The sequence below is a fragment of the Salinarimonas sp. genome (assembly GCF_046292825.1).
In the GTDB taxonomy this organism is placed as follows: Bacteria; Pseudomonadota; Alphaproteobacteria; order Rhizobiales; family Beijerinckiaceae; genus Salinarimonas.
This window is the reverse complement of sequence record NZ_JBKBQG010000031.1, coordinates 1-13139: the sequence shown is the minus strand read 5'-3', so window position 1 is coordinate 13139 and position 13139 is coordinate 1. Positions and strand designations below refer to the sequence as shown.

The following is a 13139-nucleotide window of genomic DNA, read 5'->3' as shown; positions in this document are numbered from 1 at the left end:
GAACCGCGGAGGATTTCGCCTCGGAATCCTCGGAGGGCGCGATCACCGATGGAGACGTTCGACGCGGCCATCGTCGGTGCCGGCGTGGTGGGCTGCGCGGTCGCCCGGCGCCTCGCCCTCGACGGCGCCCGCGTCGTGGTGCTCGAGGCCGCCGCCGACATCCTCGACGGCGCCTCGAAGGGCAACAGCGCGATCCTCCATACCGGCTTCGACGCGACGCCCGGCACGCTCGAGGCCGCGCTCGTCGCCGCCGGGCATGCCGAATACCTCGCGATCCACGAACGCCTCGGCCTGCCGCTGATCCGCTCCGGCGCCCTCGTGCTCGCCTGGAGCGAGGAGGAGGCGGCGCGCCTGCCTGCTCTCATGGACAAGGCGCGCGCCAACGGCGTCGACGACGTCGAGCCGCTCGACGCGCCCGCGCTGCGCGCCCGCGAGCCGGCTCTCGCGCCGCGCGTCGTGGGCGGCTTTCTCGTGCCGGGCGAATACCTGATCGACCCGTGGTCGGCGCCGCTCGCCTATCTCGCGCAGGCGCTCGCCAACGGCGCGGAGCTGCGGCGGGCATGCCCGGTCGAGAGCGCGGAATGGGACGGCGCGCTCTGGCGGCTCGGGACGCCGCGAGGGCCCGTCGCCGCACGCCTGGTGGTGGGCGCGGCGGGGCTCCACGGAGACCGCCTCGACGCGCTGATCGCCGGCCGCGCCCGCTTCACGATCCGCCCGCGCAAGGGCCAGTTCGTCGTCTTCGACAAGCCGGCGGCGGCGCTCGCGCGCCACATTCTCCTGCCCGTGCCGACGCCCGTGACGAAGGGCGTCGTCGTCTGCCGCACGGCCTTCGGCAATCTCCTCGTCGGCCCCACCGCCGAGGAGCAGGAGGACCGCACCCGCGCGGAATGCGACAGCGCCACGCTCGCCGCTCTGCGCGCCCGCGGCGAGGCGATCCTCCCCGCGCTCGCCGACCACGAGGTCACGGCCTTCTATGCCGGCCTGCGCCCGGCCTGCGAGCACCAGGACTATCAGATCGCGCTCGATGCCGAGCGGCGATATCTGAGCCTCGGCGCGATCCGATCGACGGGGCTCTCGGCCGCGCTCGGTGTCGCGCGCCACGCCTCGGAACTCGTCGGCACGCTGGGGCTCGGCTGGAGCCCGCCCGCGGACCCGGTCTGGCCGCGCGTGCCGAACCTCGCCGAGGCGGGCGAGCGGGATTGGCAGCGCGCCGGGCACGGCGGCATCGTCTGCCATTGCGAGCGCGTCACCCGCCGCGAGATCGAGGCGGCGCTCGCCGGCCCGCTCGGCGCCACGACGCCCGCCGGTCTCAAGCGGCGCACGCGGGCGACGATGGGGCGCTGCCAGGGCTTCTATTGCACGGCGGAGCTCGCGCGGATCGCCGAGGGCCGGCTCGTCGAGCCGATCGGAGCCGGCGATGGCGGATGAGCGCGTCGACGAGATCGTGGACGTCGCGATCGTCGGAGCGGGGCCGGCGGGGCTCTCGGCGGCGGCCGAATTGCGCCGGCTCGGCGTCGCGCGCGTCCTCGTGCTCGAGCGCGAGAGCGAGGCGGGCGGCATCCCGCGCCATTGCACGCATTCGCCCTACGGCCTGCGCGAATTCCGCCGGCTCGTGACCGGACCCGCTTATGCGCGCCGCCTCGTCGAGGCGGCCAAAAGCGCGGGCGTCGAGATCCGCACGGACACGACGGTCACCGCCTGCCTGCCGGGTCCGCGCCTCGCGATCGCCGCGAACGAGGGACCCGGCACCATCGCCGCGCGCGCCGTCCTCCTCGCGACGGGTGCGCGCGAGACGAGCCGGGCGCAGCGGCTCATCGGCGGGACGAAGCCCGGCGGGGTCCTCTCGACGGGGGCGCTGCAGGGGCTCGTCCATCTCGCCGGGACGCTGCCGTTCCGCCGCCCCGCGATCCTGGGGAGCGAACTCGTCGCCTTCTCCGCGATCCTCACCTGCCGCGCCGCCGGCATCCGCCCCGTCGCCATGATCGAGCCCGGGCCGCGGACGATCGCGCGCGCGCCGGCAGCCCTCCTGCCGCGCCTCCTCGGCATCCCCTTGATGCACGAGACGAGCGTCGTCGCGGTCGAGGGCGAGCGGCGCGTCGAGGCGCTTCGGCTGCGCCATGCGGACGGGCGCGAGACGCGCATCGCGGCCGACGGCCTCGTCGTCACCGGCGGCTTCCGGCCCGAGGCGAGTCTCCTCCACGACAGCCATCTCGCGCGCGATGCAAACACGCGCGGCCCCGAGATCGACGCCTATGGGCGCCTGTCCGACGCGGGCTATTTCGCCGCCGGCAATTGCCTGCACCCGGTCGAGACCGCCGGCTGGTGCTGGGAGGAGGGGCGGCGCGTCGGGCGCGCCATCGCCCGCGCGCTCGAGAGCGGGCTGCCGCCCGCGACCGGCACGCGCATCGCGATCGCCGGCGACGCGCTCGCCTACGCGATCCCTGCGCGCCTCGCGCCGATCGAGCGCCCGGCCTTCGACCGGCTGATGCTGCGCATGGCGCGTCCCGCGACCGGGCGTCTGTCGCTGCGGGTCGGCGGCCGCGAGATCGCGGCGCGGCGCCTCTCCGCCCTGCCCGAGCGGCGGCTGTTCCTGCCCCTGCCGACGGGGGATGGGCCGGTCGAGGTGCGTTTCGAGGAGACGGCATCGTCATGAGCGTGCTCGCGATCGACCAGGGCACCACGAGCACCCGCGCCCTTCTCGTCGAGGACGACGGCAGCCGCCGCATCCTCGCGAGCTTCACCCATAGCCAATCCTATCCCGCGCCGGGTCGTGTCGAGCACGATCCGGAGGAGCTCCTCGCCCATGTGCGCGCCTGCCTCGACGCCGGGCGGGCGGCGGGGGCGCGGGCGTGGGGGCTCGCCAATCAGGGCGAGAGCTGCCTCGCCTGGGACGCGCGGACCGGCCGGGCGCTCGGGCCCGTGATCGTCTGGCAGGACGACCGCACCGCCCCCGAGATCGCCCGCCTCGCCGCGGACGGCGCGGAGGCGCTGACGCTCGCGCGCGCGGGCCTGCCGCTCGACCCCTATTTCTCGGCCTCGAAGCTCGCCTGGTGCCTCCGGAACCTGCCCGAGGCCCCCGCCCTCGCCGCGACCGGCCGGCTGCGGCTCGGCACGACGGACGGCTTCTTCCGCGACCGGCTCCTCGGCGATTTCGCCACCGACCCCACCACCGCCTCGCGCACCTCGCTGATGGCGCTCGAAACCTGCGCCTGGGACGCCGATCTGTGCGCCTTGTTCGGCGTACCCGTCGAATGCCTGCCCGCGATCCGCCCGACGACCGGCGGGCTCGGGGAGGCCGGCGGGCTCGCGCTCGCGGCGAGCGTCGTCGACCAGCAGGCGGCGCTCTACGGACACGGCTGCCGGGAGCCGGGGCGGGCGAAGATCACCTTCGGCACGGGCGCGTTCGCGCTGTGCGTCACCAAGGCCCTCGCGCCCGCCGGGCGAGGGCCGCTGCCGACCATCGCCTGGGCGATCGACGGGGAGCCTCCGGCCTACGCGCTCGACGGCGGGGTCTATGCCGCGGCCTCGGCGGTGGAATGGGCGCGCAAGGCGGGGCTCTTCGCGACGCGCGAGGAGATCTCCTCCTTCGAGGGCGAGCCGGCGATCGCGCGCGGGCTCGCCTTCGTCCCCGCGCTCGCGGGCCTCGCCTGCCCGCATTGGGACCGCGCCGCCCGCGGCGCCTTCCTCGGCCTCGAGCTCGCGACGAGCGGGCACGACATGGCCCGCGCGGTGCTCGAGGGCATCGCCTTTCGCACGGCCGAGGTGATCGCGTCGATGGCCGCGATCGAGCCCCTCGCCGACACTGTGCTCGTCGACGGCGGCCTCTCCGGCAACCCGTATTTCGTGCGCTTCCTCGCGGATACGCTGGGGCGGGCCGTCGTCGTCTCCGACGAGCCGGAGCTCACCGCGATGGGCACCGCCGCGCTCGCCGCCCGCGGCGCCGGCCTCCCCGCCGCACCGACGCCCGGCGGAAGCCGGATCGAGCCGCGGCTCCAGCCGGCGGACTGGCAGGCACGCTTCTCGGCGGCGCGCGCGGCGATCGCCGCGTTCGGCATGCACCGGCCCGAAGAGGCGCGCGACACCTCGGCACGATCCGCACATTCAACGTTATAGCCGAGCTGTTCCCTAGAGGAAATCAGTCCTGGCGAAGAAAAGGCGCGCAGTGTTGCCGTGGAGAGACTTCCCGGCACGCGACAGACGCGCGACAAGCGCGCTCGAAACACGCGAATTCGAGCAGCAGCCGATGATTCGGACCGGACGACTGACTTCCATCCTGTCTCTGGCGCTGCTCGTCGCGGCTTGCGGCGGCGGTGGCGGCGAGGGCGGCGGCGGCGGGACGGCGAGCCCGCCGCCTGCGCCGACGCCGGTCGAGATCGCGGTCGTCGAGCCGGCACCGATCCGCACGAGCGACCCCTTCGTCTCGCCCGGCGCGGCCTCCGCGTCGCGGGTGACGCGCTTCGACGAGGCGGCCGCGACGGCGGTCCGCGAGAGCGACGCGTTCCGCAAGCAGCGTTTCCGCTGGGGCGGCCTCGACACCTTCTCCTTCGCCGACGTGCGCGCCGAATACCCGCTGTCGATCGGGATCACCGGCCGGCACCAGACGATCGCGATCGTCGACGACGGCTTCCGGCCGAGCCACGACGAATTCGCCGGCAAGAGCGTGCGGACCTTCGGCACCGTCCCCGCGGCCGATCACGGCACCGCGGTCGCGGCGATCGCGGCCGGCGCCGACGACGGGCGCGGGATGATAGGCATCGCGCCGGGCGCCGATCTCCACCTCTCCTCCTTCCGCACCGACTTCGCGGGGCTCGCCGCCGCGACGCGCGATGCGATCGCGACGAGCGACGCGGTCGTCCAGAACAATTCCTGGGGCTTCGTCGATCGCAACGGGAAACCGATCCCGATCGCGGCCGTGCAGAGCCGCCTCGCGGCCGATCCCCGCACGACCCTGCCGAAGGCGATGCAGGCGGTGCTCGGAGGATCGGAGACGGGCATCGCGGCCTATCTCGACGCCTTGCGCGCCTTCACCGCCCGCGGCGTCGTCGTCTTCGCCGCCCCCAACGATCGCGACGCGACGAGCCTTGCGGTGATGGACGGCCTCCCCCTCGTCGCGCCCGAGCTGACGCAGGGCTGGATCGTGGCGATCAACGCGGTCCCCGTCCGCGAGGGCGGGGAGATCGTGGGGGCGCAGCGGCTCTCGGCCGCCTGCCTGCAGCTCGCCCATACCTGCCTTGCCGCCAACGGGCTCGTCCATTCGGCGACCGCGAAGGCGGACGATCACTACCAGAATTGGAACGGGACCTCGTTTTCCGCTCCCCAGATCGCCGCCGGCATCGCGATCCTCGCCGAGGCCTTTCCCGGCCTTCCGCCGAGCGACCTCCGCCGCCGGCTGCTGGCGAGCGCGAACAACCGCTTCTTCGCGCATGTCGGCGTGACCGATTTCGGCAACGGCGTGCTGCACGGCTTCGGCGAGGAATTCGGCCACGGCTTCATGGACCTCGCCGCCGCCCTGATGCCGATCGGCGCGACCGGGCTTCCGGTCGGGTCGAGCGTGCACGACGGCGTGGCCCCGCTCGGGGCGGCGGCGCTCGTCTCCGGCGATGCGCAGGGCGACGCGCTCGTGCGCGGGCTCGGCGCGCAGACGATCACCGTCTTCGATTCGCTCGGCGCCGACTTCGCCATGCCGGGCCTCGGCCTCTACGGCGGCGAGAGCCGGACCTCGTCGTCGCAGCGGCTCGAGCGCTTCGCGGCGCGCACGCCCGTCGCGCGGGCCGGCCTCGACACCGGAGCGGAGGCCGCGACCGGCCCCGCCGCCTGGGCGTGGCAGGCGGGGCCTGTGACCGGGATCGCGCACCGCGTCGGACCGCACGGGCGCGAGACGCCGCTCGTCGCCGGCGCGGGGGCTCTCGTCGGGCTCGCGCCCGATGCGATCGGCATCGCCGCCGAGCGGCGGCTCGGCGAACGCGGCCGGCTCGCGCTCTACGGCTTCGCGAGCCCGCCGGCCGACCCGCGCCCCGAGCGCGCGGGTCTCGCGGCGCATCTCGATCGCGCCGACCCGGCGGCCGCGACGGGCGCGGGCCTCGCCTGGACGGGCATGGCCGGGCCGGCGAGCCTCTCGGTCGGTGCCTCGCTCCTGTCGGAGGGCGGCGCGTTTCTCGGTCTCGCGACGAGCGACGCCGCCGCGCCCCTGCGCGGCACCGCGGGCGCCGTCGATCTCGGCCTCGACGCGCGGATCGCCCCCGGCACGCGTCTCTCCCTCTCCGCCCAGGTCGGCAGCGGGGAGGCACGCGGCGGCGGTCTTCTCGGGGCGCGGGGTCGGTCCCTGTTCAGCGCGTTCGGCGCCGCGGTCTCGCGGCACGACGTCGTCGCGTCCGGCGACACGCTGCGCGTCTTCGTCCGCCAGCCCCTGCGGATCGAGGCGGGGTCGCTGCGCCTGCGCGTCCCGAGCGGCCGCAGCGAGGACGGCACGGTCGCGTGGCGCACGCTCGCCGTCGAGTCGACCCCGTCCGCGCGGCAGATCGACATCGGCGCGGAATACGAAATCGCCTGGAACGCGCGGAGCCGGCTGAAGCTCGGCATCGCCTATTCGCACGCCGCCCGCCACACGCGCGGCAGCCATGACGTGTCCGCGATGGGCGCGTTCGACCGGGCGTTCTAGGGCGTCGGATCGGTCAGCGATCGCCGCCGGACCTCCTTCAGGAGCGTTCGAAATCCGCGCCGGAGCGCATGCCGGCTCGGCATCAGCCGCGGCCACCCGCCCGCGCGCCGCGCGGCCCGCCAGGCCTTCGCGAGGGAGGTCGACATGCTCTCCGGCCTGTCGGGATCGGCGACGCCGCTGCGGGCGAACGCCTCCTCGGGCGCGGCGAGCGTCGGCAGCGCGTAATCGATCAGGGTCCGGCCCGGTCGGCGCAGCCGCTCGATCGCCGCGATGAGCGACCCGCCCTCCGCGAGCGCGTCCGCCACGGCCTCGGGCGTCGTGGCGAGATGCTCGGCGAGGAGGCGGTTGCGCAGATGCGCCACGAAGCGCGTCTCCTCCGGCCGCCCGGCTTCGAGAGCGAGATCGGCTTCGGTGTCGAAGCCCATCGAGCGATTGTTGAGGTTCGACGAGCCGACCCGAACGAGGACGTCGTCCACGATCATGATCTTCGCGTGCACGTAGATCGCCGTCCCGCTCGCATTGACGGGGTGATAGATCCGGAACCGATCGACGGGCGCGATCCGGGAGAGGTCGCGGACCAGGATCGCCCGCGCGGAGCCCATGGCCTTCTCCTCCAGCCATCCGTCCGCCCTCACGGGATTGACGATCACGATCTCGGGACCGTCGCGCTCGCGCAGGCGCGCGGCGATGGCGTCGGCGATGCGCTGGGAGGCGAAATATTGCGTCTCGATGTAGATCCATCGCCGGGCCGTCGCGATGGCGCGCAGGTACAAAGCCTCGATCTCGCGGATTTCAGGCTCCTCGCGATAAGCAGGCTGGGTTCTGGCCACCGCGACGTCGGCATCGCGCAGATCGACATCGAGCGCCTCGGGCCAGAGCGGCTCGCGGGGATCGGGAGCGGGAAGCTGCTCGCCCGTCGCCGTCCGCCACCGCGCGCGCGCGAGCTCGCCCAGACTGCGCGCCGCGTCTCCGGACACGGCGACCGTCGCGTCATGCCAGGGACCGTAGGGTTCTCCGGACGGGTGCACCCGATTGGGATCGTCGTCGCGGTGCGCCGACGTGTCCCACCGGCCGAGCGTGACGTCGATCCCGCCGCAGAAGGCGAGCGCATCGTCGATCACGGCGATCTTCTGGTGATGGCAGGCGGCTGCGGGATGCGCGTGATCGAGCCGCAGGACGATGCGCGGGCCCTGCAAAAGGTCGAGCAGAGCGAGCGGCAGCGTAGCCCGCAGCGGCATCTTGACGAGCGAGAGATCCCAGCGGAGCACGCGGATGCGGACGTCCGGGTTGCGCTCGACGACATGCGACAGGAATTCGTCCAGCCGGTCCGGCACCTCGGAATGCTCCTCCGGCGCGAGGGCGATCCGCATGTCGAAGTCCCACCCGATCAGCAGGACCGATTGCCGGGCGCGGAGGATGGCGTCCTTCAAGGCGCGGAAATACGCGGCGGCGTCGACGACGATGGCGAGACGATCGGCGCGTGCGAGACGCCAGCAGGTCGCGCCCGGCTCGAGGATGCGATCGGCCGCCTGCCTCGATCCGGTCGCCGCGTCGCCCCGATCCACCCTCGTCGCCATCTCCGCCTCCTCAGCCGACGGTGTCGCGGGCCGCGATCTCGCCCGATCGAGGCCGACGCCTCCCTCGTCCCTGCGGCCAAGCATGCAAGTCTCGCCCGCCCGCTTCGTTCCCGACAACGAGGCGGACAACGCTGCGGCATCGACGCCCGGCGCGGCGGAGGGGGTTCAGGTCAGGGCCGTGCGATAGCGGCTCATGGCGTCGGCGAGCACGATCTTGTCGGTGCCGATCACGAAGAGGCAGGCGCCGCGCCCCTCCCAGAGCGCGCGCTGGGCGCGGGCGGCCTGGGGGTCGGGATCGAAGATCGGGGCGAGGATCGGCAGCCCGGCCGCGCGTGCCGCCGCGCACAAGCGCCCGATCGCCGCATCGACCTCCTCGCACAGATAATCGCCCGCGCGGCCGAGCGAAACCGAGAGGTCGAAGGGGCCGACGAGGAGGCCCGCGAGCCCCTCGACCGCGCAGATCGCCTCGATCGCCTCGAGCCCCGCGCGCGTCTCGACGAGCGGGATCAGAGCCGCGCCCCGGCTCGCCTCTACGTAACCGCGCCAATCGCGCACATAGTGCCCGCCCGCGCGCACGCAGGGACAGGCGCCGCGGGTGCCTTCGGGCGCGAAGCGGGTCGCGGCGAGGAGCGCGCGGACCTGATCGGCGCTCTCGACCTGCGGCGCGACGATTCCCGCCGCGCCCGCATCGAGCGCCTGGCCGACGAGGAAGGGCTCCGGGCGCGCGATGCGCACGAGCGGCACGAGGCCGGCCGCGTCGCAGGCCCGGACCAGGCGCTCCGCCGTCTCGATCCCGAAGGCGCCGTGTTCCATGTCGACGATCGCGAAATCGAGCCCCGCCGCGCCGAGAATGTCGACCACCTCCTCGGAGGCGATCTGCGCCCAGGTGCCGATCGGCGGGCGGGGCGAGGCGAGGAGGTCGGAATAGGTCCGGCGCGGCATGGCTTCACTCCGGCAGGTAGAGGACGCGGCGGAGCGCCGCGACGATGTCGGCCGGGCCCGGGATCACCGCGCGCTCCAGAGCGTCGTTGTAGGGCATCGGCGTCGCGCGCATGCCGACCCGCAGGACGGGCGCGTCGAGATGGTCGAAGGCCGCTTCCGTCACGGCCGCCGCGATCTCCGCGCCGAACCCGTGGCGCGTCCAGCCCTCGTGGGCGACGACGAGCCGGTTCGTCTTGCGCACCGAGGCGAGGATCGTGTCGAGATCGAGGGGCGCGAGCGTGCGCGGGTCGATCACCTCGACCTCGACGCCCTCGCGCGAGAGCTCGCGCGCGGCGGCGAGCGCGGGCGCGACCATCGCCATCGTGGCGACGAGGGTGGCGTGACGCCCCTCGCGCTTGACGTCGGCCTTGCCGATCGGGATCGCATAGGGCTCGGCGGGCACCGGTCCCATCGCCTGGACGTAGAGGAGCTTGTGCTCGAGGAACACGACCGGGTTGTCGTCGCGGATCGCGGCGAGCATCAGGCCCTTGGCGTCGTAGGGGGTCGAGGGGGCCATCACCACGAGGCCCGGCACGTGGGCGAACCAGGTCTCGAGCGATTGCGAATGCTGCGCGGCGAGCCGGATGCCGCCGCCCTGCGGGCCGCGGATCACGAGCGGCACGCGGGGCCGCCCGCCGAGCATGAAGCGGAATTTCGCCGCCTGGTTGACGATCGCGTCCATCATCAGGGTGACGAAATCGAAGATCTGCACCTCGGCGATCGGCCGCAGGCCGGTGATCGCCGCGCCGACCGCCGCATTGGCGATGGCGTTCTCCGAGATCGGCGCGTCGCGCAGCCGAGCGGCGCCGTATTTGTCGATGAGCCCGCGCGTGCAGCCGAAGATGCCGCCGATGCGCCCCACGTCCTCGCCGATGACGAAGACGCGCTCGTCCTCTTCCATGGCCTGGTCGATCGCCTCGCGGATCGCCTCGACATAGGAGATCGTGCGCGCGGAGGGCGCTCTCGGTCCCGGCTCCGGCGCGGGCGCCGCGTGCGGGGCGAGGACCGCGTCGTCGAGGATGGCGAGCGTCGGCTCGGGCGCGGCCTTGGCCGCCTCGACCGCGGCCTCGATCGCCGCGCGCTCCTCCCGCTCGATCGCCTCGAGCGTCTCGGCGCGGATCTGGCGCTCGGCGAGGAGCGCGGCCGTGCGGGCGAGGGGGTCGTTGCGCGCGCGCCAATCCGCCTCGTCCTCCTCGCGGCGATAGCGGGGCAGGTTCGCGCGCATCGAATGGTCGCCCCAGCGCCAGGTCATCGCCTCGATGAGCGAGGGCCCCTCCCCCGCCCGCGCGCGAGCGACGGCGCGGGCGACGCTCTCGTGGACCGCGCCGACGTCGTTGCCGTCGATCGTCTCGCCGGGCATGGAATAGGCCCCCGCGCGCTTGGCGATGCGATCGATCGCGGTCGCCTCGCGCGTCGCGGTCGAGAGGCCGTATTGGTTGTTCTCGCACAGATAGACGACGGGCAGCTTCCAGAGGCTCGCCATGTTGAGCGCCTCGTGGAAGATGCCCTCGTTCGCCGCCCCGTCGCCGAAGAAGACGAGGCAGACCTCGCCCGAGCCGCGCAGGGCGGCGGATAAAGCCGCCCCCGTCCCGAGCCCGATGCCCGCCCCGACGATGCCGTTCGCGCCCAGAATCCCGAGGTCGAGATCGGCGATGTGCATCGACCCGCCGAGCCCGCGGCAATAGCCCGTCTCCCGCCCCATAAGCTCGGCCATCATCCGCGCGAGGTCCGCGCCCTTGGCGATGCAATGGCCGTGGCCGCGATGATGCGAGACGATGGTGTCGCGCGGCTCGAGCGCGGCGCAGGCGCCCACCGCGATCGCCTCCTGCCCGACGCAGGAATGCGCCGTGCCCTTGACGAGCCCCTGCTGGAAGAGCGCGATCACCCGCTCGTCGAAGCGCCGCACGCGCAGGAGCCCGCGATAGGCGCGCTCGAGGAAGGCGGTGTCGAGGAGGGGGGCGTTCATGGGGTGATCCCCAAGCCCTCAGGAGGCACCACCCCTCTCCTTCCCCTCAGGGGAAGGTGGCCCGGCGGCGAAGCCGACGGGTCGAATGGGGTTTTTCGCCGCGCATGCGGCGAAGGGGCGTTGTCGTAGAGCTCCTTACGTACGGCGGCTCCCGACGCCCCTTCGCTCCTTCGGAGCGAAAGACCCCATCCGTCTCCGACCCCTGTTCGGGGTCGGAGCCACCTTCCCCTGAGGGGAAGGAGAGGGAGCGCCTTGTTTGCGTGAAGGCATTCAGGAACCACGATGTGCGCACTCCGCAGTCTCCAGGGGGAGGGGGCCTCGGGCGCGCAGCGATCGTGGTCGCGTCGGGCTCGACCCTCGAAGAACAACCCCACCCGGGCCCCGCCCGACCCCCTCGCTGCGCTCGGGGGCCACCCTCCCCTCCGGGGAGGGACGCTATCCCCCTCCGTAGCTCTGCACGAGCGAGCCCGCGACGAGGCTCCAGCCGTCGACGAGGACGAAGAAGATCAGCTTGAAGGGGAGCGAGACCGTGATCGGCGGCAGCATCATCATGCCCACCGACATCAGGATCGACGCCACGACCAGATCGATGATCAGGAAGGGCACGAAGATCAGGAAGCCGATCTCGAAGGCGCGCCGCAATTCGGAGATCATGAAGGCGGGGACGAGGACGTGCAGGCCGAGATCGTCGGGCGTCTGCGGCGCGGGCTCGCCGGAGAGCGTCACGAACAATTCGAGATCGCGCTCGCGGACATGGGCGAGCATGAAGGTGCGAAACGGCGCGATGCCGCGCGTGAACGCCTCCTCGGGGGCGATCTCCTGCGCGAGCAGCGGCTGGATCGCCTCCTCGTAGGCGACGCGGAAGGTCGGCGCCATCACGAAGGCGGTGAGGAAGAGCGCGAGCGAGACGATCACGCCGTTCGGCGGCGCCGTCTGCGTGCCGAGCGCCGAGCGCAGCAGCGAGAGCACCACCACAATGCGGGTGAAGCTCGTGATCATCACGAGGATCGACGGCGCGAGCGCCAGCACCGTGATCAGCGCGATCAGCTGAAGCGCGCGCTCGGTGACGCCGCCGCCTTCGCCGAGATCGAGCGTGATGGTCTGAGCGAGCGCGGGAGGCGCGCCGAGGATCGAGCCGAGGAGCGCGAGGACGACGAGCGCGAGCATGCCGACGCATCCCGCGACGATACCGCCCCGGTCGCGTCGCCCCGCGCCGCTCGCCTGCCCCCGTCCGCCCATGACCGCCGATTCGCCCGCGATTCGTCTCGTATCGAGACGCTGCGCGGGAAGCGGCGTCGGCGCAAGCCGGAGGCGCGCCGACGCGGCGGATCGCCTCAGCGTTTGCCGTCGTTTTCGGTGGATCGTCCGAGAAGCCGCGCGAACTCGGCCTCGATTTCCTCGACGGAGAACGGGTCGATCGGTTTGGGCTCGGGTTTGGGCTCGGGTTTGACTTCGGGCCTCGGCTCCTGCGCGGGCTCTCGCGCCGGCTCTTCGACGGGCTCAGGCGCCGCCTCGGCGCGGGCAGGCTCGGGCTCCGGCTCGGGCTCGGGCTCGGCGAGCGGCGGCTCGGGCTCGGGAGCGGGCGCCGCGATCGGCTCCGGCTCGGGCGGCGCCTCGCGCGGCGGGGTCGGACTGGGCTCGTAGGTCCGCGCGTCGGTGACGACGGTCGTGCCGCCGGTCGGCTCGGGGCTCTGCTCCAGGCTCGGCTCGATGCTCGCCTCCGCGCTCGGCTCCCGCGCGGGTTCCGGCTTCGGCTGCGCGGACGGCGCGGGCGACGATGCGGGCTCCGGCCGGGACGGCGGGATCGGCTGAGCGGCGGGCGCGGGCGCGGGCGGAACCGGCCGCGACGGCGGCTGCTGGGCGGGACCGCTCTCGCCGGCGGGGCGGCGCAGGAGGCTCGCGAAGTCGAAATCGGCCGTGCCCGCCTCGCGGCGCGGCGGCGGCTCGGGACGCGGTC

The 13139-nt window shown here is 73.7% G+C and carries 8 protein-coding genes and 1 pseudogene; 4 read left to right on the top strand and 5 right to left on the bottom strand.

Annotation, left to right across the window (positions count from 1 at the left end; all coding sequences use genetic code 11):
- Positions 1-48 precede the first annotated feature (48 nt).
- The 4 genes from ACK4UM_RS14615 (at position 49) to ACK4UM_RS14600 (ending at position 6658) form a co-directional block, all read left to right on the top strand.
- The gene (locus tag ACK4UM_RS14615) at positions 49-1428 is read left to right on the top strand and encodes an NAD(P)/FAD-dependent oxidoreductase (protein WP_409800445.1); all 1380 of its coding nucleotides are present in this window, start codon (positions 49-51) and stop codon (positions 1426-1428) included.
- Positions 1418-2653, top strand: a complete 1236-nt coding sequence (locus ACK4UM_RS14610; RefSeq protein ID WP_409800443.1) for an NAD(P)/FAD-dependent oxidoreductase — start codon at positions 1418-1420, stop codon at positions 2651-2653. Before ACK4UM_RS14615 ends, ACK4UM_RS14610 begins: the two co-directional genes overlap by 11 nt.
- Entirely contained in the window at positions 2650-4113 is a 1464-nt protein-coding gene (locus ACK4UM_RS14605; protein WP_409800441.1) for an FGGY family carbohydrate kinase, read from the top strand. The genes ACK4UM_RS14610 and ACK4UM_RS14605 overlap by 4 nt, the downstream gene beginning before the upstream one ends.
- A gap of 130 nt (positions 4114-4243) precedes the next feature.
- Positions 4244-6658: a S8 family serine peptidase gene (locus ACK4UM_RS14600; RefSeq protein ID WP_409800439.1), complete on the top strand. Its 2415-nt coding sequence runs from the start codon at positions 4244-4246 to the stop codon at positions 6656-6658.
- On the opposite strand, the gene ACK4UM_RS14595 is transcribed toward ACK4UM_RS14600, so the two are convergent.
- The 5 genes and pseudogenes from ACK4UM_RS14595 to ACK4UM_RS14575 form a co-directional block, all read right to left on the bottom strand.
- The gene (locus ACK4UM_RS14595; RefSeq protein WP_409800437.1) at positions 6655-8235 is read right to left on the bottom strand and encodes a phospholipase D-like domain-containing protein; all 1581 of its coding nucleotides are present in this window, start codon (positions 8233-8235) and stop codon (positions 6655-6657) included. The two genes, ACK4UM_RS14600 and ACK4UM_RS14595, sit on opposite strands and share 4 nt — an antisense overlap.
- A gap of 165 nt (positions 8236-8400) precedes the next feature.
- Positions 8401-9177, bottom strand: coding sequence for an HpcH/HpaI aldolase family protein (locus ACK4UM_RS14590; RefSeq protein WP_409800435.1), 777 nt, complete (start codon positions 9175-9177; stop codon positions 8401-8403).
- A gap of 4 nt (positions 9178-9181) precedes the next feature.
- Positions 9182-11182 carry a pyruvate dehydrogenase complex E1 component subunit beta gene (locus tag ACK4UM_RS14585; protein ID WP_409800433.1) on the bottom strand — a complete coding sequence of 667 codons (2001 nt, stop codon included), beginning with the start codon at positions 11180-11182 and terminating at the stop codon, positions 9182-9184.
- 435 nt (positions 11183-11617) lie between these two features.
- Entirely contained in the window at positions 11618-12349 is a 732-nt protein-coding gene (gene fliP, locus ACK4UM_RS14580) for a flagellar type III secretion system pore protein FliP (protein ID WP_409800431.1), read from the bottom strand.
- Between the two features lie 167 nt (positions 12350-12516).
- Positions 12517-13139: pseudogene (locus tag ACK4UM_RS14575) on the bottom strand (hypothetical protein); the annotation flags it as partial.